General features: G+C 72.8%; 21 protein-coding genes and 1 pseudogene. 17 read left to right on the plus strand and 5 right to left on the minus strand.

From position 1 onward, the window contains the following. Positions 1-86 precede the first annotated feature (86 nt). The 4 genes and pseudogenes from KO353_RS08105 to KO353_RS16445 all read left to right on the plus strand — a co-directional run. A complete protein-coding gene (locus KO353_RS08105; RefSeq protein WP_268906232.1) occupies positions 87-263 on the plus strand; it encodes an SURF1 family cytochrome oxidase biogenesis protein in 177 nt (58 codons plus the stop codon). 1,066 nt (positions 264-1,329) lie between these two features. Continuing rightward, positions 1,330-1,842: a hypothetical protein gene (locus tag KO353_RS16745; RefSeq protein ID WP_268906233.1), complete on the plus strand. Its 513-nt coding sequence runs from the start codon at positions 1,330-1,332 to the stop codon at positions 1,840-1,842. Further along, entirely contained in the window at positions 1,781-2,122 is a 342-nt protein-coding gene (locus tag KO353_RS16750) for a hypothetical protein (protein WP_268906223.1), read from the plus strand. The genes KO353_RS16745 and KO353_RS16750 overlap by 62 nt, the downstream gene beginning before the upstream one ends. Positions 2,123-2,462: 340 nt before the next feature. Further along, positions 2,463-2,627 (plus strand): annotated as a pseudogene (locus KO353_RS16445) (hypothetical protein); the annotation flags it as partial. 4 nt (positions 2,628-2,631) lie between these two features. Here the strand turns inward: KO353_RS16445 and KO353_RS16450 are convergent. Then, positions 2,632-3,000 (minus strand): hypothetical protein, encoded by a 369-nt coding sequence (locus KO353_RS16450; RefSeq protein WP_235692073.1) that lies wholly within the window; start codon positions 2,998-3,000, stop codon positions 2,632-2,634. Positions 3,001-4,386: 1,386 nt separating this feature from the next. On the opposite strand from KO353_RS16450, the gene KO353_RS16880 reads away from it, so the two are divergent. The 7 genes from KO353_RS16880 to KO353_RS08145 all read left to right on the plus strand — a co-directional run bounded on the left by KO353_RS16880 (position 4,387) and on the right by KO353_RS08145 (position 9,503). Next, complete coding sequence (locus tag KO353_RS16880; protein WP_328774529.1) at positions 4,387-4,869, plus strand: insulinase family protein; 483 nt, start codon at positions 4,387-4,389, stop codon at positions 4,867-4,869. Continuing rightward, positions 4,767-5,150, plus strand: a complete 384-nt coding sequence (locus tag KO353_RS16885) for a peptidase M16 family protein (RefSeq protein ID WP_328774534.1) — start codon at positions 4,767-4,769, stop codon at positions 5,148-5,150. Before KO353_RS16880 ends, KO353_RS16885 begins: the two co-directional genes overlap by 103 nt. After that, on the plus strand, positions 5,147-6,511 hold the full coding sequence (locus tag KO353_RS08130) for a TldD/PmbA family protein (RefSeq protein ID WP_218284180.1): 1,365 nt from the start codon (positions 5,147-5,149) through the stop codon (positions 6,509-6,511). Before KO353_RS16885 ends, KO353_RS08130 begins: the two co-directional genes overlap by 4 nt. Positions 6,512-6,522: 11 nt before the next feature. Beyond that, positions 6,523-7,245 carry an HAD-IA family hydrolase gene (locus KO353_RS08135; RefSeq protein WP_218284181.1) on the plus strand — a complete coding sequence of 241 codons (723 nt, stop codon included), beginning with the start codon at positions 6,523-6,525 and terminating at the stop codon, positions 7,243-7,245. Next, a complete protein-coding gene (lpdA, locus tag KO353_RS08140) occupies positions 7,235-8,653 on the plus strand; it encodes a dihydrolipoyl dehydrogenase (RefSeq protein ID WP_407928181.1) in 1,419 nt (472 codons plus the stop codon). The genes KO353_RS08135 and lpdA overlap by 11 nt, the downstream gene beginning before the upstream one ends. Before the next feature lie 34 nt (positions 8,654-8,687). Beyond that, on the plus strand, positions 8,688-8,819 hold the full coding sequence (locus tag KO353_RS16755; protein ID WP_268906151.1) for a hypothetical protein: 132 nt from the start codon (positions 8,688-8,690) through the stop codon (positions 8,817-8,819). A gap of 66 nt (positions 8,820-8,885) precedes the next feature. Then, positions 8,886-9,503, plus strand: a complete 618-nt coding sequence (locus tag KO353_RS08145; protein ID WP_456236933.1) for a bestrophin-like domain — start codon at positions 8,886-8,888, stop codon at positions 9,501-9,503. On the opposite strand, the gene KO353_RS08150 is transcribed toward KO353_RS08145, so the two are convergent. Next, entirely contained in the window at positions 9,451-10,695 is a 1,245-nt protein-coding gene (locus KO353_RS08150; RefSeq protein WP_218284184.1) for an MFS transporter, read from the minus strand. The genes KO353_RS08145 and KO353_RS08150 overlap by 53 nt on opposite strands. 80 nt (positions 10,696-10,775) lie before the next feature. On the opposite strand from KO353_RS08150, the gene KO353_RS08155 reads away from it, so the two are divergent. Next, positions 10,776-11,114 carry a PGPGW domain-containing protein gene (locus KO353_RS08155; RefSeq protein ID WP_218284185.1) on the plus strand — a complete coding sequence of 113 codons (339 nt, stop codon included), beginning with the start codon at positions 10,776-10,778 and terminating at the stop codon, positions 11,112-11,114. Positions 11,115-11,171: 57 nt separating this feature from the next. On the opposite strand, the gene KO353_RS08160 is transcribed toward KO353_RS08155, so the two are convergent. Genes KO353_RS08160 through fsa form a run of 3 tightly spaced genes read right to left on the minus strand, consistent with a single transcriptional unit; the run spans position 11,172 to position 13,454 of the window. Further along, positions 11,172-12,083: a tyrosine recombinase XerC gene (locus KO353_RS08160; RefSeq protein ID WP_218284186.1), complete on the minus strand. Its 912-nt coding sequence runs from the start codon at positions 12,081-12,083 to the stop codon at positions 11,172-11,174. A 6-nt stretch (positions 12,084-12,089) separates the two neighbouring features. Beyond that, positions 12,090-12,773 (minus strand): DUF484 family protein, encoded by a 684-nt coding sequence (locus KO353_RS08165; RefSeq protein WP_218284187.1) that lies wholly within the window; start codon positions 12,771-12,773, stop codon positions 12,090-12,092. Between the two features lie 24 nt (positions 12,774-12,797). Then, a complete protein-coding gene (fsa, locus tag KO353_RS08170) occupies positions 12,798-13,454 on the minus strand; it encodes a fructose-6-phosphate aldolase (protein ID WP_218284188.1) in 657 nt (218 codons plus the stop codon). A 15-nt stretch (positions 13,455-13,469) separates the two neighbouring features. Here fsa and KO353_RS08175 point away from each other — a divergent pair, with 15 nt between their 5' ends. The 5 genes from KO353_RS08175 to KO353_RS08195 all read left to right on the plus strand — a co-directional run bounded on the left by KO353_RS08175 (position 13,470) and on the right by KO353_RS08195 (position 19,672). Beyond that, positions 13,470-15,707, plus strand: a complete 2,238-nt coding sequence (locus tag KO353_RS08175) for a primosomal protein N' (protein WP_218284189.1) — start codon at positions 13,470-13,472, stop codon at positions 15,705-15,707. Positions 15,708-15,738: 31 nt separating this feature from the next. Beyond that, positions 15,739-16,608, plus strand: coding sequence for an arginase family protein (locus KO353_RS08180; RefSeq protein ID WP_218284190.1), 870 nt, complete (start codon positions 15,739-15,741; stop codon positions 16,606-16,608). Positions 16,609-16,723: 115 nt separating this feature from the next. Further along, positions 16,724-17,974, plus strand: a complete 1,251-nt coding sequence (locus KO353_RS08185; RefSeq protein ID WP_218284191.1) for a hypothetical protein — start codon at positions 16,724-16,726, stop codon at positions 17,972-17,974. Further along, the gene (locus KO353_RS08190; RefSeq protein WP_218284192.1) at positions 17,971-18,879 is read left to right on the plus strand and encodes a hypothetical protein; all 909 of its coding nucleotides are present in this window, start codon (positions 17,971-17,973) and stop codon (positions 18,877-18,879) included. The genes KO353_RS08185 and KO353_RS08190 overlap by 4 nt, the downstream gene beginning before the upstream one ends. Positions 18,880-18,982: 103 nt before the next feature. Then, the gene (locus KO353_RS08195) at positions 18,983-19,672 is read left to right on the plus strand and encodes a F0F1 ATP synthase subunit delta (RefSeq protein ID WP_218284193.1); all 690 of its coding nucleotides are present in this window, start codon (positions 18,983-18,985) and stop codon (positions 19,670-19,672) included. Position 19,673 lies beyond the last annotated feature (1 nt).

Below are 19,673 nucleotides of genomic sequence, written 5' to 3' on the forward strand. Positions count from 1 at the left end.
GCCTATGGCCATGACCGATTAGTCACCGCCAGCTTGGCTGCGTTCTTTTCTGGCCCGCCGTCGCGACCGCTCTCGCTCTCCTCGCCATCCTGCTTGCCTTGGGCACCTGGCAGGTGCAAAGGCTTCGCGTGGAAGACTCGCTGTGGATCGCCCAGCTCCGCGCCGCCGAAGCCTTGCCGCCGGAGCCGCTTCCCGAGCGGATCGAGGACCCCGCCCCGCTCGCCTTCCGGCGCTTCTCCGCCACCGGAACGCTCGCGCCATGACCGTTCGGTCGTTGGTCGGCATCGCCGAGGCGGAACCGGCAGATCGGCGCCTTCCTCGCCACCCCCCTGATCCGCCGCGGCGCCGATCCGGTTCTGGGTGGTGCGCGGCTGGGTTCCCTACCCTGCCCTTCCCCTCGCTCGCCGCACCGGAGGGGGAGGTGACGGTTGTCGGCTATCTGATGCTGCTCCGAACGACGCGGCTGGTTCTCGCCCTGAGGACAAGCCCGCCGAGCGGCGCTTCTGGGCGATTTGCAGCCGGTGCCAATGGCAGAGGCGGTCGGGCTCGGGCCCGTGCCGCCTTACGCTCTTGCTCTCCTCGGCGAGGCGCGCGAGCCGCCGATCCCGCAGCGCCGGCCGCCCACCCCCGTGTGAACAACCATCTCGGCTACGCGATCACCTGGTTCGGCCTCGCCGCCGTTCTCGTCTGGGTTCTTCGTGTTCTGGGCGCGGAGCCTGCTCGCCCGCTGCGCCGTGGCGAGGTCGCATGACAGCGCTCTCTCCCTACGACCGCGTCTGCGCGCCGCTTCGCACGGATCGCAGCTCTTCGAGGAGGCCTCCTCGATCCTGCACTGGGACACGTCCGTGGTGATGCCCCTCGGCCGCCGCGCCTGCCCGCGGCGAGCAGATGGCGGCGCTTGCCGCCGTTGCCCTACGCCCTGCTCACCGATGCCGCGACCGGCGAGGCGCTCGCCGCCGCGAGGCGGGTGGCAGAGGCGCTCGGGGCGGAGGATTCGCGCCAATCTCGCCCTGATTGCGCCGCAAGTACCGGCGCGCCATCCGCCCTGCCGGCCGATCTCGTCGAGGCGATGGCTGCGCGCCACCTCGGTCCTGTGAGGCGACCTGGCGCGAGGCACGCCGCGCCTCCGACTTCCCGTCCCTCGTCGCCCCGCTTCTTGCCGAGGTGGTCCGGCTCGTGCGCGCCCAAAGCCAGGCGCTCGCCGACGCCACCGGCCTCTCTCCCTATGACGCGCCTCTTGGACGGATACCAGCCAGGGTCTTTCGCGATGCGGCGCGTTCGCCGAGCTGTTCCGCCCGTGTCGAGGACGGTGTCGGCGAGGTTTCTCCCGTGCCGCCTCTCGAGCGCCAGGTCCGCCGAGCCGGAGCCTCTGCCCCTTGCTCGGGCCCTTCCCCGTGGCGTCCGCAGCGCGCCCTCTGCTCGGATTGCTCGCCGAGCGCGCCGGCCTCGACTTCACCCGCGCCCGTCTCGACGAGAGCACCCACCCGTTCTGCTGGCTGGCAACCCCGACCGACATTCCGGATCACCACCACGCTACGACGAGTCCGACCCGATCCCAGGCTGACTCCTCGGCGCTGCTTGCACGAGTGCGGGCATGCGCTCTACGAGGCCAACCTGCCCAAGGCTCTTCGCCCGAACCCCGCTCGGCGAGGCGGCCGGGGATGGCCGCGCACGGAAAGCCAGAGCCTGATCATCGAGATGCAGGCTGCCCGGTCGGACGCCTTCCTCTCCTGGCTCGGCCCGCGCCTGCACGAGGCTTTCGGCGGGGACCCGGCGCCCTATGCGCCCTCGAACCTCGCCCGGCTCTGGGCGCCGCGTGCGCCCGGGCTTCATCCGTGTTGAGGCGGACGAGGTCACCTACCCGGCCCACATCATCCTGTCGCTGGTGCGTCTCGAGCGCGCGCTCGTCTCAGTGCTGATCTCGCGGTCGCGACCTCACCGGTCGCCTGGAACGAGGGATGAAGGCTCTGCTCGGCCTCTTGGGACGTGCCGGAACGACCGGCGCGATGCTGCCTCCAGGACATCCACTGGTATGACGGCTGCCTTCGGCTACTTCCCCCTCCTACACGCTCGGGCGATGGCGGCGGCCGGCGCAGCTGTTCCAGGCTGGCGGTGGCGGTAGCGGCAGGGATCATCAGCTCGCTCGTCCGAAGGCAGTCAGTTTCGCCCCGCTCGTTGCCTTGGCTTGCTCTGCGCGTTGCATGCGCACGGGGCACGCACGGGTTCGACGGGCTCGATGGAGGGCGGCGACCGGACGCGGTGCTCGACCCGTCGGTCATTCGAACGTCACCTGCGCGCGCCTGGTTGTATCTCTGAGGGTCGTCGGGCGCCTCCGCCTCTCCCCCCTTCCGCCCCGGGCAGACCCCACCCCCTAATGTCCGCCGGCTCATGCGCTACTGTCTCGAACGCGGCGATAGCCCCGACCTTGGGTTTCGACGGACACGCTTCTAGCCGGCCTCGCCGCCGACGGGGGCCTCTACGTGCCCGAGACTCTGGCCCACCCTCTCGGCCGAAGAGTGGCGGCGCCTACGCCCGCTCGCTTACGCCGACCCTCGCGCGCTGCCTCCTCTCCCCCTTCGTCGGCGAGGCGTATCGACCATGCCACCCTCACCCGCCTCTGCCGCTGAGGCCTCATGCGGGTCTTCGGGCATGCGGCGCGTCGCCCCGCTCGTCCAGCTCGACCATCGGCTGTTCGCGCTCGAGCTCTTCCACGGCCTCCCCACCCTCGCCTCTCAAGGACATGGCGCTACAGCTGCTCGGGCCGCCTTCTTTGACCATGGCTCGCCCCGCGCGGCGACGGATCACCATCGTCGGCGCCACCTCAGGGACACCGGCTCGGCGGCGATCGAGCCTGCCTGCTGACCGCGAGCGGATATCGACATCGTCATCCTCCACCCAAGGGCCGCACGAAGCTCCGACCAGCTCGGCGGCAAGAATGACGACCGTGCTTGCGCGAATGTCGGCAATGTCGCGATCCTCGGCACCTTCGACGACTGCCATGGACCTCGTGGAAGGCGATGTTCGCCGACGCCCCGTTCCGCGCGGCGATGAGGCTTTGCGGCAGTGAACTCGATCAATTGGGCGCGCGTCGCGCGCGCAGATCGCCTACTACGCCTACGCAGCGCTCGCCCTCGGCGCGCCCGACCGCGCGTCGTGCTTTCGCCGTGCCGACGGGAATTTTCGGCAAACGTCTCGCGGCTTGGGCGGCGCGGCGCATGGGGCTTCCTGGTGCTACTCTCTCATCATCGGCGCCCAACCGGAACGGACATCCTCGCCCGCTCATCGGCTGGCAACGATATGTCGATCCGCAGCGGTGGAGCCCTTCGCTCTCGCCGTCGATGGACATTTCAGGTCTCGAGCAATTTCGAACGCCTGCTGTTCGAGCTCTCCGACCGCGACCGCGCGCGCTCCACCGCCCGAGGCGATGGCGCGCTTCCGGAAGGAAGGCGCATGCCTGGTGCCGGACGAGGCCTGGCTGTGCGCCGCCGCGCTCTTTCCGCGCCGCCGGCGGGTCGGTACGACGATCTGCCGCGACACTCGCGCCGAAATCTGCCCGCCTCGACGCCGCGTCCGGCTACCTCGCCGACCCGCCACACGGCGGTCGGCATCGCCGCGGCGCGGGGCGCACATGCCCCATGATGCCGACATCACCCGTCATCGTCGCCGCCACCGCGCATCCGGCCAAGTTCCCCCGACGCGGTCGAGCGCGCGACCGGGCGGCGGCCCGCGCTGCCCGCGCGGCTTTGCGATCTCGAGACGCGCCCGAGCGCTGCACCGTTCCTGCCGAACGACCTCGCGGCGGTGGAGGAGTTCGTCCGCGCGCCACGCCTTGAGGAATGCCCGCTATGAGGAACGATTCATGACCGACACGATCCGCACCACCCGCCTCCCCCTCCGGCCTGACGGTTGGTGCACGGAGTACGATGCCGCATGTCGGCACCTGTCAGCTCTCGGCGCCTATGTCGCCGCCCGGAACCCGCATCTGAGCGCGCGGAGGAGAACGGCGCGATGCCACTCTCCTCGAGCACATGGCGTTCATAGGGCACGGCGCGGCGGGAACTGGCGGCGCGGATTCGCCGAGGAGATGCGAGGATGTCGGCGGCCATCCTCAACGGCCCTAACACCGCGCGCGAGCGCACCGCCTACTACGCCCAAGGTGCTGCGTCGAGACGCGCCGCTTGCGGCCGACATCATCGCCGACATCCCTGCAGCACTCGGTGTTCGATCCGGAGGAGCTCGAGCGCTGAGCGCGGCGTGATCCTGCAGGAGATCGGCCAGGCCAACGACACGCCGATGACATCGTGTTCGACTATTCCAGGCCACCGCTTCACGGGCCAGCGATGGGGCTTCCCACCCTCGGCACATGAGGGCGGTTTGATCCGGACGATGCCGCGCGAGGCACTGATTCTCCTACATGCGTTCGCCACTACACGCCGGGCCGCGTGGTGCTCGCTGCCGCCGGGCGATCGAGCACGAGGCCTTCCTCGACCTTCGTGCGCACCCACTTCAACCGACTGCGGAGGGCCCCTGCCGCGCCGCCCGCCCGGCGCACTACGGGGCGGGGAGTTCCGCGAGCGCGGGAGCCTCGACCAGGTGCATCTCGTGCTCGGCTTCCCCGCCGTATCGTATGCCGACCCGCAGTATCACGCCGCCCTTCTGCTCTCGTATGCTTCTGGGCGGGGGATGTCGAGCCTGCTGTTCCAGGAGGTTCGGGAGAAGCGCGGCCTCGTCTACGCCATCTCCTCCTTCCTCTCGCCCCTATCACGATGGGCGGAACCTTCGGCATCTATGCCGGAAACGGAGAGGCCGAAGCCGCCGATCTGGTCCCGGTCGTGCTCGGCGAGCTCGCCGCCGTGCAGCGGGCGGTGACGGAGGAGGAGCTTGCGCGCGCCCGTGCCCAGGTGAAGGCCTCGCTCCTGATGTCGCTCGAGAGCACCTCGGCGCGCTGCGAGCAGATCGCGCACCAGATCCACACCTGGGGCCGTGTGATCCCGCTCGAGGAGAGCCTCGCCCGGCTTGCCGCCGTCACGGTGGAGGATGTCGCCGCCACGGCGCGGCGGATCTTCCGCGCCGCACCGACGCTCGCCGCGATCGGGCCCGTCGGCAGGCTGCCCGCTCTGCCTGCGATCGCCGAGAAGCTCGCGGCATGAGCGACGCGCCGGCGCTTCCCGATCGCCTCGGGCTGCTCGCCGATCTCGTGGCGGCGGCGAAACGGGCCGGCGCCGATTCGGCCGATGCGCTGCTCATCGAGGGGGCGTCTCTCTCGGTGCAGCGGCGGCTCGGCCAGACGGAGGCGGTCGAGCGTGCGGAGAGCCGCGACCTCGGCCTTCGCGTGTTCGTTGGCCGGCGCCAGGCGATCGTCGCCACGACCGACACGAGCCCCACGGGCTTCGCGCGGCTCGCCGAGCGCGCGGTGGCGATGGCGCGCGCTGTGCCGGAGGACCCGCATGCCGGGCTCGCCGAGGCGCCGGACGGGATGGCGGGGCTCGCCGCACGGCGCGACGCGCTCGCGCTCGCCGATGCCGACGAGCCCGATGTCGCCTCCCTCGCGGCGCGCGCCGCCACAGCCGAGGAGGCGGCGCGCTCGGTTCCGGGCGTGACCAACAGCGAAGGCGCCGAAGCCGGCTTCAGCCGAAGCGTGATCGCGCTCGTGGCCTCGAACGGGTTCGCGGGGACCTACACGCGCACGAGCCATTCCGTCTCCGTCACAGCCGTGGCGGGAATGGGGACGGCGATGCAGCGCGACTACGACTACGCCACCGCGACCCGGCTCGCCGACCTCGAGGACCCGGCAGCGCTCGGCCGGCGCGCCGGAGAGCAGGCGGTGGCGCGGCTGAACCCGCGCCGGCCGGCGACCGCGACGATGCCGGTCGTCTATCACCCGCGTGTCGCGGCGAGCCTCGTCAGCCATTTCCTCGCCGCGATCAACGGCGCCTCGGTGGCGCGCGGCACCTCGTTCCTGAAGGAGGCCCTCGGGCAGCGCGTGTTCGGCCCCGGGATCGCGATCCATGACGACCCGCTCCGGCCGCACGGCTTGCGCTCCCGCCCCTTCGATGCCGAAGGGATCGCCCCGCGCGCGCGCGCGCTCGTCGAGGACGGCCTTCTCCAGAGCTGGATTCTCGACTGCCGCACCGCGCGCATGCTGGGGCAACGCAGCACCGGCCATGCCGCGCGCGGCGTCTCCTCACCGCCGTCGCCTGCGCCCACCAATGTCTGGCTCGCTCCCGGAACGGTAACGCCCACCGAGCTGATCGCCGATATCGCGGAAGGCCTCTACGTCACCGAGCTGATCGGCATGGGGGTGAACCCTGTCACCGGCGACTATTCGCGCGGCGCCGCGGGGTTCATGATCCGCAATGGTGCGATCGCGGAATCGGTCGCGGAAATCACCGTCGCGGGCAATCTCCGCGACATGTTCGCCCGCCTCGCCCCGGCAGACGACCTCGTGTTCCGACGCGGCATCGATTCGCCGACGGTGCGCATCGACGGGCTTGCGGTCGCGGGAGCGTGACGGGGGGGAGCATGATCGATCTGAGGCGCTTCCGGGTGCTCACCTTCGACTGCTACGGCACCCTGATCGACTGGGAGAAGGGGATCCTCGCCGTCCTCGCGCCCCTCTGCCGGCGCGAGGGGAGGGATTGGTCGGAGGCGCCCATCCTCGAGGCCTTCGCCGACATCGAGCACCGCGAGCAGGAAAGGGACCCGGCCGCCCTCTATCCCGAGATCCTCGAGCGCACCTTCCTCGCGCTCGCCGACCGGCTCGGGCTGCGGCGCGATCTCGAGACGGCACGCGCTTTCGGCCACTCGATCCCCGACTGGCCGCCCTTCCCCGACACGCCGGCCGCCTTCGCCGAGCTCGCGCGGCGCTTCACCGTCGGCATCCTCTCGAACGTCGATCGCGCCTCAATCGCCGCCTCGATCGCGGCGATCGGCACCGCTCCCCACTTCCTCGTCACGGCGGAGGACGTGGGCCACTACAAGCCGCACCCGGCGCATTTCGAGCGCGCCGCCGCGCTGCTTGCTGAGCGCGGCATCGGCCGCGAGGCGTGGCTGCATGTGGCGCAGTCGAAGTTCCACGACATCGCGCCCGCGCGCGCTCTCGGCATCCCCTCCCTCTGGGTGAACCGGCGTGCGCGTCGCCCGGGCGGCGGGGCGACGCCGGAGGCATCGGTGGTGCCGGACTGGTCCGTCACCTCGCTCGCCGAGTTGGCGGCGATCGCGCGCACCGAGTTCCATGGACACTGAGGGGGCCGCCGGAATGAGCGACACCGCGTTCGATGTGATCGTGATCGGCGGCGGGCCGGGCGGCTATGTCTGTGCCATACGCTCGGCCCAGCTCGGCATGCGGGTTGCCTGCGTCGAGCGCCGCGCCACCTTAGGCGGCACCTGCCTCAACATCGGCTGCATCCCCTCGAAGGCGCTGTTGCAGTCCTCCGAGAAGTATGAGGAGGCGCGCCACGGGCTTGCCGCCCACGGCGTGGTGGTGAACGGCGATGTCGCGCTCGACCTCGCCCGCATGCTCGCCCGCAAGCAGGAGGTGGTGGCCGCGAACGTCTCGGGGATCGAGTTCCTGTTCCGCAAAAACAAGGTGACGTGGCTGAAGGGCACGGGGCGGATCGCCGCCCCCGGTGTCGTCGAGGTCGATGGCGTGGCGCACACCACGCGGCACATCGTGATCGCGACCGGTTCGGAGAGCGTCGACCTCCCCGGTGTCGAGGTGGACGAGAAGCGGATCGTGACGAGCACGGGCGGGCTCGAGCTTGACCGGGTTCCGGGCCATCTCGTCGTGATCGGCGGCGGCTATATCGGGCTCGAGCTCGGCTCGGTGTGGCGTCGGCTCGGGGCGAAGGTGACAGTGGTCGAGTTGCTTGACCGGATCGTTCCGAGCATGGACGGAGAGGTCGCGCGCCACTTCCAGCGCATCCTCGCGAGGCAAGGCATGTCGTTCCGCCTCGGCACCAGGGTGGCCGGGGCGCGGCGGACGAACGAGGGTGTCGTGCTCACGCTCGAGCCGGCGAAAGGCGGTGCGGCGGAGGAAATCACGGCCGATGTCGTGCTGGTCGCGGTCGGGCGCAGGCCCTATACGGCGGGGCTGAACCTCGAGGGGGTGGGGGTCGCGCTCGACGAGCGCGGCCGGGTGCGCACGGAGGGCTTCGCCACGACCGTTCCGGGGATCTGGGCGATCGGCGACGTGATCGCCGGGCCGATGCTCGCGCACAAGGCGGAGGAGGAGGGGGTCGCGCTCGCCGAGCGCCTCGCTGGCCAGCACCCGCACCTGAACTACGACGCCATCCCGGGCGTCGTGTACACCGCGCCCGAGGTCGCCGCGGTCGGTGCGACCGAGGAACAGCTCAAGGAGCGCGGCATCGCCTTCCGCGCCGGGAAGTTCCCCTTCTCCGCCAATGGCCGCGCCCGCGCGATGGGCGAGACGGAGGGGTTCGTGAAGATCCTCGCCGATGCCGCGACCGACCGGATCCTCGGCGCCCACATCATCGGCCCGGATGCCGGAACGCTGATCGCCGAGCTCGCGCTCGCGATCGAGTTCTCGGCTTCCGCCGAGGATGTCGCGCGCACATCCCACGCCCACCCCTCGCTCAACGAGGCGGTGAAGGAGGCAGCGCTCGCCGTCGCCGGCCGGCCGATCCACATCTGAGGCGCCCCGGGAACGAGGCAGGGAGGCCGCCGCCTTGAACCACGCCTTCCTGCTCGAGGCCCTGTCCGTGCTCGCGGACGAGAGCCTGCTCCATCTGTTCTTCGCGCTGCTCGCGATCTACGTGGTCGTCACCGAGCTCGGTGACCGGATCGGCCGCCGCGTGTAGAGCCGCCGCAGGGCGGATGAGACGGAGCGGTCCGGCGTTGGCTTCGTTACGGGGGGCATCCTCGGCCTGCTCGCCTTCCCGCTCGGCATCACGCTCGCGCTCGCCGAGGGCCGCCACGATGAGCGTCGCGGCGTGGTGCTGGCGGAGGCCAACGCGATCGGCACCGCCTGGCTCCGCGCCGAGGTGATCGGCGGCGAGGAGGGGGAGAGGATGCAACGCCTGCTCGCCGACTACGCCGAGGTGCGCATCCAGGTCTATCGCGACATCCGCACCCGAGCCGATGGCGACCGGCTCGATGCCGAGACGGCGAAGCTGCAGGGGGAACTCTGGGGCATCGCCGCAGGCGTGGCGCGGGCGAACCCGACGGCGGTCACGGGCCTGATGCTCTCGGCGCTGAACGAGATGTTCGACCTCGCGACGACGCAGAAGCGCTTCTTCGCCGAACGCGTGCCCGCGCACATCCTGCGGCTCCTGCTCTGGACCTCGATCCTCGCCGTCGGCGCCCTGGGCTACACGTTCGGCGTCAACGGCAGCCGCCAGGCGGTGATGAGCGTGCTCCTTCTCGTGCTGTGGAGCTCCTCGCTCGTGCTGATCGTCGACATCAACCGCCCGCGCCAGGGCGCGGTGACGGTCAGCCACGCCCCGATCGAGTGGACGCTCGAGAGCTTCGGCCCGCGGCGCTGAGGGCTCGGGCCTCGCCGCGGCGCGAGCGGGCGAGCGCGACCATCGCCGCCAACGCCACAAGCCCGAGCAAGACGGTGAGCGACGCGACACCCGCGGGGCCCGCGCGCCCGAGCACGGCGGCGAAGAGCGGCGGCGCCGCCGCGACCATGAGGTGGCCCGGGAGCGCGAGCCGGCCGGTCAGCGTGCCGTAGCCCGACGCACCCGCGAGCTCGAGCGGCAGGGCGGCGCGCACCACTGTCATCAGCCCGTTTGCGACGCCGAACGCGACCGTGAACAGCCCCGCCCACACGGCCTCGCCCCCGGCCGCAAGCGGCAGAATCGAGAGCGGCAGGAGCGACACGGCGAACAGGCCCGTCGCCGTGGCCGAGGTGCGGGGGCCGAGAGCGAGGTCGATGATCCGCGCGGTCACCTGCGCCGGGCCATGCAGGGCGGCAAGAGCGATCGCTGCCGCAGGCGCATGGCCGAGCCCGCCAAGCAGCGCGATCAGCACGAGCTGCAGCCCCGAGGTCACGGCATTGGGGAGCCCAAGCGCGAGCACGAGCAGGACGAAGCGCAGCGGCGTCACCCCGCCATCCGCCCGCGGCGTGGCGGCCGGCCGCTCGGGCGCCGGGGCGCGCGGCGGCAGAACGAGGCGGTAGAGCGGCAGGGCGAGACAGAGATGGGCGGCGGCGAAGGCGGCGAGCGTGCCGCGCCAGCCCAACCCCGCCTCGAGCGAGGCCGTCACGGGCCAGGCGATGGTCGAGGTCAGCCCCGTGAGCAGCGTCAGAAGCGTCATCGCCCGCCGTGCAGCGGGGGCGGGAACGGCTTGCGCGATCGCGGCGAAGCCGGTCGGCCCGAGCACCATCGGCAGCATCAGCCCGAGCCCCACCCAGGCCGCGGCATAGCCGGCGAGCCCCTGTGCAGCGGCAAGCAGGGAGAGGGAGGCAGCAGCGACCACCGAGCCCGCAACCATCATCTCCCGCGCCCCGCGCGTATCGACGCGCCGCCCAACCCGCGGCGCGGCGACGGCGCCGACGAGATACATCACCGTCACCCCGGCGAAGATCACGTCCTGAGCGAGCCCGAGGCTCTCGCCCATCCGTGGCCCGAGCACCGACGGCAGGTAGAAGGTCGATCCCCAGCCGAGGATCTGCGCCGCGCCGAGCCCCGCGAGCAGGACGGGGCGGGAGACGGGCGGGCTGGGCGCGGCCATGGCGCGACAATCACGCGGCCGCGCGCACGCGGCAAGCGGGGTTGCGAAGCCTCGCGGGCGGAGCCATACGGCTTGCCGCCATGGCACGACGCCGCGAATACCTCACCATTCCCCGGATGCTGCCCCCCAAGCCGCCGAGCGCCTGGGCGCGCCGGGGCAAGATCCTCTCCGGATGGGGCTTCCTGCTGCTCGGCGTGGCGGGGCTGTTCCTGCCCGTGCTGCAGGGCTTCCTGTTCCTCGCGGTCGGCCTCTACATCCTGCGCGACGAGTATGCGTGGGCGCAGCGGACGATCGACTGGATGCGCCGGAAATTCCCCCGCTACACCGCGCAGATGGACCAGGGGCGTGACCGCGCCGCCGCGTGGCTCCAGCGCTGGCGTCGGAAGGTTCGCCGCACGATCTACCAGGTGCGGCGTTAGGCCTCAGGAGCGACGCGCACGCAACGGGGAGGTCGGCCGCGCGCGCCCGGTCGGCGCTCACGCCCTCGGGTGGGTCTTCCGCCACACCGCCATCATCCGCGCCGCGTCCACCGCCGTGTAACGCTGCGTGGTCGAGAGGCTCGCATGGCCGAGCAGGTCCTGGATCGCGCGCAGGTCCGCCCCGCCGGCGAGCAGATGGGTCGCGAAACTGTGGCGAAGCGCGTGCGGGGTGGCGTGCTCGGGCAGGCCGAGCGCGCGCCTCAGCGCGATCATCGCCGCGCGGACCTGGCGCTGGTTCAGCCTGCCGCCGCGGACGCCGACGAACAGCGGGTCGCCCGGGGCAAGCCTGTGCGGGCAGAGGGCGAGATAGGCCGCCACGCTCTCGCGCACGGCGGGCAGAACCGGCACCACGCGCTCCTTGCCGCCCTTGCCACGCACGCGCAAGCCCGCCTCCGAGCCCGGCAGAGGCGCCTCCGCCCGGGTGAGCGAGAGCGCCTCGGCGATCCTGAGGCCCGCGCCGTAGAGAAGTGCGGCGATCGCCCGATCCCGCGCCGCCACCCACGGCGCGGCCTCGGCCGAGATCGCCTCCGTCACGAGGAGCGCATCGCCTTCCGCGAGCGCGCGCGGCACCGGCGGCCGCCGGCGCGGTGAGCCGAGCGCGGCGGCGGCCGGGTTCTCGGGGCCACCTGTGCGGGCGAGGAAGCGGAAGAACCCGCGCACCGCCGCAAGAGCTCGGGCGCGCGAGGTGGGTGCGAGCCCCTTTGCGGCGAGGTGGGCGAGCCAGGCGCGGAGATCGGCCTCGCCGAGCGCCCCGAGAGCGCGCCGGTCCGGCTCGGCGCCGAGATGGACGGTGAGGAACCCGAGGAAACCCGCGACATCGCGGCGATAGTTCAGAACCGTCGCCGCGGCCGCGCGACGCTGCCCGCCGAGCCAGCCGAGATAGGCGTCGAGCAGCCGCTCTCCCGCCACCGGGCTTCACCCCCGGCCGAGAGCGACCGCGGCCGCCGCGGCGAGGAAGGAGACGAGGTCGGTCGCCTGGCGGGCCTCGAAATGGCCCGGGTCGCGCGAGCCGCAGGCGAGCAGCGCCTCGCCTCCCGAGGCGAGGGTCAGCCGCGCGAGCGCATCCGAGGCGACGAGCGCCGCCGCCTCGCCATAGAGCGCCTCCTGGTCGGTGGCCCGGGAGCGGAGCGCGAAGGGCGAGCCGTTCGGCAACAGACGCGCGATCGTGCCGCGCGCGAGCGGGCGCGCGCCGAGCACCGCCCGGCCTTCGGCGCAGACCGAGACGACATCGAGCCCGAGCAGATCCGGCCAGTCCTGCACGATAATGTCGAGCGCCTCCGCCGCCGACCGCGCCGCCATCAGGGCAAGCACGGCCTTGTGCGCGCGCGCCTGATTGGCGGCGTTGTGGCGCCCGTGCGCCACAAGCTCCTCGAGCGTGGCACGGAGCTCGGCGCCGCGGGCGCGCTCCGCCTCGAGCATCGCCGCCATGTGGTCGGCGAGGCGTTCGCCATGCACGCGCCGTGGCGGCAGAAGCGTGCGGTAGAGCGACGGACGCTCGGCGAGAAACCCCGGGTGCGCCCGCAGATAGGCCTCGACCTGGGCCGCCTCGTCAGGCTCCTGCGCCTGTCCCCTCACCCTGCGGGGCTTGTCGCCGCTCATCCGTCCGCCCCGCCCCGTGGCACCTCAGAGGATCGACTGGCCGGTCTTGGCCCAGTCGGCGAGGAATGCGGCGAGGCCCTTGTCGGTCAGCGGATGGGCGAACAGGGCCCGGAGCACCGCAGGCGGAAGGGTCGCGACATGGGCGCCGAGCTTCGCCGCCTCGACCACATGCACGGGGTGCCGGACGGAGGCGACCAGGACCTCGGTTCGGAGCGCCGGATAGTTCCGGTAGATCGTGACGATGTCGCGGATCAGACCCATGCCGTCATGGCCGACATCATCGAGCCGGCCGACGAAGGGAGAGACGAAGGCCGCGCCCGCCTTGGCGGCGAGCAGGGCCTGGGCCGGCGAGAAGCAGAGGGTGACGTTGACCATCGCGCCGTCGTCGGCGAGCGCGCGGCAGGCGCGCAGGCCCTCCATCGTCAGCGGCACCTTGACCGCGACATTGGGCGCGATCGATTTGAGGAATCGCCCCTCCTTCAGCATGCCGTCAAGGTCGGTCGCCGTCACCTCGGCCGAGACGGGGCCGGGAATAGCGGCGCAGATCTCGGCGATCACCTCGGCGATCTTCCGCCCCGATTTGGCGATCAGGGAGGGGTTGGTCGTCACGCCATCGACCATGCCGAGGGAGGCGAGTGCGCGGATCTCGGCAATGTCGGCGGTATCGACGAAGAACTTCATGCCAGACTGGCTCCGATGGCGGGCAGTCCGACCATAGACCCGCAGGGGCCGGACGCAAAGCGACCAGCGGCACGGGCGCGGGTGCCAGTGCTTCTGCCGCTGCCGCTCGCCCAGGCCTACGACTATGCCGTGCCGGAGGGCTGGCCGGTGCCGCCGCCCGGGACCATCGTCGCCGCCCCGCTCGGCGGGAGGGTGCTTGCGGGCGTGGTCTGGGACGGCCCAGGCGACGGCTCGGTGCCGGAGGCGAAGCTCCGCCCGCTCGCGGCGCTCCTGCCCGTCCCGCCGATGACGGAGGCGCTCAGGCGCCTGATTGCGTTCGTCGCCCGCTGGACTCTCGCGCCGCCCGGCGCGGTTCTGCGCATGGCCCTGCCGGTTCCGGCGGCGCTCGAGGCCCCGAAGCCGCGGTTTGGCCTCGTGCTCGCCCCGGGCGTTGAGGTCGGGTCGCTCCCGAAGGCGCGGGCGCGGGTCGCCGCCGTGCTTACCGAAGCGCCCGTTCCCTGGGCAGCGGCCGAGCTCGCCCGCGCCGCCGGCGTCGGCCCCGGCGTGGTCTCGTCGATGCGGAACGCTGGGCTGCTCGTCGCCGTGCCCATCCCCGAAGCAGCAGCGCTGCCCGACCTCACGACCGGGTCACCGCCTGTGCTGTCGCCCGCCCAGGCAGAGGCTGCCCGCGTGCTTCGCGCGGCCGTCGCCGAACGACGCCCCGGTGCCACCCTGCTCGACGGTGTGACCGGCTCGGGGAAAACGGAGGTCTATCTTGAGGCGGTGGCCGAGGCGGTCGCGCACGGCCGGCAGGCGCTCGTTCTCCTGCCCGAGATCGCCCTCTCCGCTCAGGTCATCGAGCGGTTCCGGCAGCGGTTCGGATCGGCCCCAGCGGTGTGGCACTCGGAGCTCTCCACCGCGCGTCGTCGCGACACCTGGCGGGCGGTGGCCGAGGGCAGGGCGCCGATCGTGGTCGGCGCGCGCTCGGCCCTGTTCCTGCCCTTCCCCGACCTCGGCGTGATTGTGGTGGACGAGGAGCACGAGGCGGCCTTCAAGCAGGAGGAGGGGGTGACCTACCACGCGCGCGACATGGCGCTCGTGCGCGCGCATCTCTCCGGGATCCCCGCCATCCTCGTCTCTGCCACGCCGTCGCTCGAGACGCTCGCGAACGTCGAGCGCGGGCGGCACGCGCGCCTGCACCTGCCGAGCCGGCACGGCTCTGCCGGGATGCCACAGGTCGAGGCGATCGACCTCCGCGCCACGCCGCCGGCGCGCGGACAGTTCCTCTCCCCGCCGCTGGTCGCCGCGATCGAGGAGGCGCTCGGGCGTGGTGAGCAGGCTCTGCTCTTCCTCAACCGACGCGGCTTCGCCCCGCTCACCCTCTGCCGCGCCTGCGGCCACCGGTTCCAGTGCCCGAACTGCACTGCCTGGCTCGTCGAGCACCGCTATGTGAAGCGGCTCGAGTGCCACCATTGCGGCCATGCCGAGCCGGTCCCCGAGGCCTGCCCCGCCTGCGGCGCCGAGGGCGCGCTCACCCCCGTCGGCCCGGGCGTGGAGCGGATCGCCGCCGAGTGCCGAGAGCGCTTCCCCGGCGCACGGATCGCCGAGATGAGCTCGGACACGATCCATGGCGCGCACAGCGCCGCTCACTACGCGGCGATGATCGAGCGCCGCGAGGTCGATCTCGTGATCGGCACGCAACTCGTCGCCAAGGGCTGGCACTTCCCGCACCTCACCCTGGTCGGCGTGGTCGATGCCGATCTCGGCCTTGCTGGGGGCGACCTCCGCGCCGCCGAGCGAAGCTTCCAGCTTCTGCACCAGGTCGGCGGCAGGGCGGGGCGGGCCGATCGCCCGGGGCGCGTTCTGCTCCAGACCTGGGCGCCTGACCAGCGGGTGATGCGCGCGCTGGTATCTGGCGACATTGACCGTTTCGTCGCCGAGGAGATGGCCGAGCGTCAGGCCGGCGGCTGGCCTCCCTATGGCCGGCTTGCGGCGCTCATCGTCTCCGCCGCCGAAGCGTCGGTGGCGGATGCGGCGGCGTTGGCGCTGCGGCGCGCCGCTCCGGGACGGGGGGGCGAGGGGGAGGGGTTCCGGGTGCTCGGCCCCGCGCCGGCGCCGCTTGCGGTCCTGCGCGGCCAGCACCGGCGTCGGCTTCTGCTCAAGGCGTCGCGGAGCACGGATGTGCAGGCGCTCCTGCGCGACTGGCTCTCCCGCGCCGAGGTGCCGCGCGCCGCGCGCGTGGAGGTCGACGTCGATCCCGTCAGTTTCCTGTAGTCTCCGCGGCGTTTCGGGAGGAGGACACGTGATGGAGGTCCAACCGATCCTTCTGCCCTATGCCGGCGACGTCGGCCGCTGGGGCGCGGCACGGGGGCCGGAGGCGATCCTCGCGGCGGGGCTCGCGCGGGAGCTTGCGGAGTCGGGGCACAGGGTGGCCGAGCCCGTCTCCGTCTCTCTGCCGCGGGAGAAGCGCACCCGGGATGTGGTGACCAACATCGGCTATCTCGCCGCGCGCGTCTCCGACCGGGTGGCGGAGGCGCTCGGCGCCGGCCGCTTCCCGCTCGTTCTCGAGGGAAACTGCACCGGCGCCGTCGGGCCGGCCGGGGGGGTGGCGCGGGCGAAAGGTGCGGCCGGGATCGTCTGGTATGACGCGCATGGTGACCTGCACACGCTCGCCACCACCTCGACGGGGCTGTTGGGCGGCATGCCCTTCGCCGTCTGCCTCGGGTGGGAGTTCGACGATTGGCGCGAGCGCGCGGGCCTGCGCACCCCGGTGCGAGCCTCAGCCGCGGCGCTGATCGGCGCCTCCGACCTCGACCCGGAGGAGGAGGCGGCGCTCGCCGCCCACCCGATCGCGCGGCTCGACGCCGAGGCGATCGGCCCCGACGCGGCGGAACGCACCACCGCCCTGCTCGCCCCGCGCGCCGCGGCCGCGCCCGGCTGGTATCTCCACATCGACCTCGACGTCGCCGGGCCGACGGCGGTTCCGGGTGTGCTCACCCCGCCGCCGCGCTGGCCCGCGCGCGACCACCTGATCGCCTCGATCGCGGCGGCGGCAAAGGCGGTGCCGCTCGCCTGCCTCGGCATCGCCGCCTACGACCCAGGCGGCGACCCCTCGGGGCGCGGCGCGCGTCTTGCCGTCGAGATGGCGTTGGCCGCCCTCGGCGAGGGGGGATGAGCCGGGGCAGGCCCGGTCGCGCCTCGGGCGCGGCGCGCCATCGATCCGCAACGAACGCGCGGTTGCCGGACCGGAACGGCCATGCGAGCCTGCAGGGGAACCGGAGGACACGCCGATGCCCGCCCGCCCGAGTTCTGCCCGTCTGATCGCCGCGTTCCTGCTTGCCGTGGTCGCCCTGCCCGCCGCCGGGCAGCAGCCGCAACGCCCCGCGCAGCCGCAGCCGGCGCCGCAGTTCACCATCAAGAACGAGGGCGAGGTGACGCTGCAGGAACTCTATGTGGCGCGCGGCGGGCAGGGTGCCCGCAACTGGGGGGCCGACCGCTTCGGCGCGGAGGTCGTGCCGCCGGGGGAGAGCTTCCGCGTGCGCCTGCCGCCGGGCTTTGGCTGCTCGGCCGACATCCGCATCGTGTTCGAGGACGGGGAGGAGGAGGTGCGCGAGCGGGTGGACATCTGCCGCACGCGCGAGGTGGCCTTCGCCCGCGCCCTGCCCGCTCCCCCGCCCGAGCGCGAACTCGCGGTCGAGAACGCCTCGCCGCGACCCATCGAGCGGCTCTATGTCAGCGGCACCGAGGAGAGCGAGTGGGGCGAGGACAGGCTCGGCAGCGACACGCTCGCGCCGGGCGACAGTGTCACCGTGCGCGTGCCCGACCAGGGCTGCAGCTACGACATCCGCGCCGTGTTCGACACTGGCGGGGCGGAGGAGCGTCGCCGCGTCGACCTCTGCACGCTGTCGCGCCTCGTCATCGCCCCGGGCTGGACGACGGCCGACGACCTCGCCGCGCCCGTGCCACGAGAGGAGCACAGGGCGCAGCAGGAGCCACGCGGCGTCGCCCCGGCCTCGCCCGGGACGGTTGGCATCACCAACCGCTCGGACAGGGTGGTGTTCGAGCTCTACACCTTCCCCGACGGCGCCGGGGACGAGGGGCCGGACCGGCTCGGTGCGCAGGTGCTTCGCCCCGGCGGGTCGGTTCGCGTTCCCTCGGCTCGGCCGCCCGCCTGCGCCACCACCGTGCGGGTGGTCTACGACAACGGCGAGGAGGAAACGCGTTCGGGGATGGATTTCTGCCGCCTCGCCGAGGTGGTGGTCGCGCCCGGCTGGACCACCTCCCCCCCGTTCGCCGCGGCGCGGATCGTCAATGCCGGCACGCTGCCGATCATCCTCCTGCACGCTGACCCGCCCGGCGCCCCGCCCGGGCCTGACCGGCTCGGCGAAGCGGTGATCGGCGTCGGTCAGTCCTTCAGCCTCGCCCCGCCGCAGGACGGGGTGTGCAGCTACGACCTCACCGCCGTGTTCCGCGACCGGCGACGCGTGCGCGTCGCCGGGGCGGATCTCTGTGCCGACACCGAGATCAGGATCGCGCCATGACACCGATGACCAGCGCGAGGCCCTTCGCCGCCCTGGCCGCAGCGGCGGCCCTTGCCCTCGCCGCTCCGGCGCACGCCCAAGGCCCCGCCACGGCCGCGCCGATCCCGCCCGCCGCGCAGGGGCTGTGGGTGAACGGCGCCTGCTCCGACCCCGACGCCCTGCTCTTCGTCACCGGCCGCGCCTGGGCGCTCCTGCCGCGCGAAGGCGCGCAGGAGCTCTGGCGTGTCGAGCGGACGGACCAGACGGGCGGCTTCACCCTTGCCGTCGCCGACGACCCCGATCGCACGCGCCTGTTGCTTCGCGCCGACGGGACGAGGCTCGAGACCCGAACCCCGAGCGCGAAACAGGCGGACGACCAGCTTCCCGGCGACGCTCCGGCGATCGAGTGGGCGCGCTGCGCCGGCGTGCCGACGACGCTCGCCGCTCTGCATGGCGAGGGGCTCGCCTTCCTCGGGGCACTCGACGGCATCGAGGCGGCCTGCGCGGGCGGCGAGGCGGCGCCCTGCCTCGCCGCCCTGTTCGGCTGGGCGGATCTGACCCGCGATGGCGTGCTGTCGGCGGCCGAGATCGCCCGCCTCGTCCGCGGCGTGACGCATGTGGCGATGCTCGCGACCGGCACGGAGGTCGGCGATCTCGCCGCCGCGGTCGGGGCGTCGGCGGTGGGCGGCCTCGCGGCGGCCTATGCGCTCATCGCGAGCCTCGACTATGACGCCTCCGGAACGCTCTCCCTGGCCGAGCTGTTGCAGGATCGCTCCCCCATGCCGGGCCTTGCCGGACCCGCGTCGCCGCCGGCTCCGTCCGTCGCCGGCCCGCCGCTTGCCGGTGCGGCGCTCGCCGGCCAGCTCGGCGCCCTGCGCACGCTTCTCGACCAGCTCGGGCCGATGCTTGGCCTGCCGCCGCGCTAGCGGACGCTCGCTCGCCCCGCCGCGGGCTGTTGCACCGCCACAAGGCGTGTGATACCTCCCCGCGCGCCGTGGGCGGCCCCGCCCGGGCCAAGTTCTCGCGGCCTTGGCACAGCGCTTCCGCGCGCCGGCCGTCAACGCGAACCGGAACCGAGGCCTCCTTTTGCCGCCGACCGAGACCGCACGCATCGCCGAGATCACCGAGGCCATGAGGCTCGCGCGCGAGGCGCGCGCGGCCGTTGACGAGATCCCGGCCCGCTATGCCGCAGGCCTGCTCGCGCTTGCGGACGAGCATCGCCAGAGGGGAGACGAGGGCGTCTATGACCGTCTGGCCGAGGCGCTCGCGGCGATCGAGCGCCTGTATGCCGAGAGCGCTGAGTTCCGCACGCTCGTCGAGGACCCGCGGCTGCCGCGCGAACGGCAGATGCAGGCTGTGAAGCTTCTCGCCGAGAGCGCCGGCCTCGAGCCGATGGTGCGGAACTTCCTCGGCGTCATTGTCAGCAACCGCCGGCTGTCGCTCCTGCCGCGTATCCTCGCCGCCTTCCGCGCCCAGCTCTCCGCGCGGCGCGGCGAGGAGACGGCCGAGGTGGTCTCCGCCGTGCCGCTTTCGGAGCCACAGCTGCGCGCTCTCGAGGCGTCGCTGATCCGCGCGGGGCATGCGCGTGTGCGGCTCGCCGCCCGCGTCGACCCGTCGATCCTCGGCGGGCTGGTCGTCAAGATCGGCTCGCGCCTTTACGACAGTTCGATCCGAAGCCGCCTGCAGCGGCTGTCACAGGCCATGAAGGGGGCAGCCTGAC

This window comes from Elioraea tepida, assembly GCF_019203965.1.
Lineage (GTDB): Bacteria > Pseudomonadota > Alphaproteobacteria > Acetobacterales > Acetobacteraceae > Elioraea_A > Elioraea_A tepida.

Bases quoted from the DNA above. Each gene is read 5' to 3' on its own strand.
- KO353_RS08135 (WP_218284181.1), top strand. From the start codon at position 6,523: ATGATCGATCTGAGGCGCTTCCGGGTGCTCACCTTCGACTGCTACGGC.
- KO353_RS16450 (WP_235692073.1), bottom strand. From the start codon at position 3,000: ATGGCAGTCGTCGAAGGTGCCGAGGATCGCGACATTGCCGACATTCGC.
- KO353_RS08180 (WP_218284190.1), top strand. From the start codon at position 15,739: ATGGAGGTCCAACCGATCCTTCTGCCCTATGCCGGCGACGTCGGCCGC.
- KO353_RS08175 (WP_218284189.1), top strand. From the start codon at position 13,470: ATGGCGGGCAGTCCGACCATAGACCCGCAGGGGCCGGACGCAAAGCGA.
- KO353_RS08190 (WP_218284192.1), top strand. From the start codon at position 17,971: ATGACACCGATGACCAGCGCGAGGCCCTTCGCCGCCCTGGCCGCAGCG.
- KO353_RS16750 (WP_268906223.1), top strand. From the start codon at position 1,781: ATGCGCCCTCGAACCTCGCCCGGCTCTGGGCGCCGCGTGCGCCCGGGC.
- KO353_RS08155 (WP_218284185.1), top strand. From the start codon at position 10,776: ATGGCACGACGCCGCGAATACCTCACCATTCCCCGGATGCTGCCCCCC.
- KO353_RS08185 (WP_218284191.1), top strand. From the start codon at position 16,724: ATGCCCGCCCGCCCGAGTTCTGCCCGTCTGATCGCCGCGTTCCTGCTT.
- KO353_RS08150 (WP_218284184.1), bottom strand. From the start codon at position 10,695: ATGGCCGCGCCCAGCCCGCCCGTCTCCCGCCCCGTCCTGCTCGCGGGG.
- KO353_RS16880 (WP_328774529.1), top strand. From the start codon at position 4,387: ATGCCGCGCGAGGCACTGATTCTCCTACATGCGTTCGCCACTACACGC.
- KO353_RS08165 (WP_218284187.1), bottom strand. From the start codon at position 12,773: ATGAGCGGCGACAAGCCCCGCAGGGTGAGGGGACAGGCGCAGGAGCCT.
- fsa (WP_218284188.1), bottom strand. From the start codon at position 13,454: ATGAAGTTCTTCGTCGATACCGCCGACATTGCCGAGATCCGCGCACTC.
- lpdA (WP_407928181.1), top strand. From the start codon at position 7,235: ATGGACACTGAGGGGGCCGCCGGAATGAGCGACACCGCGTTCGATGTG.
- KO353_RS08130 (WP_218284180.1), top strand. From the start codon at position 5,147: ATGAGCGACGCGCCGGCGCTTCCCGATCGCCTCGGGCTGCTCGCCGAT.
- KO353_RS16885 (WP_328774534.1), top strand. From the start codon at position 4,767: ATGGGCGGAACCTTCGGCATCTATGCCGGAAACGGAGAGGCCGAAGCC.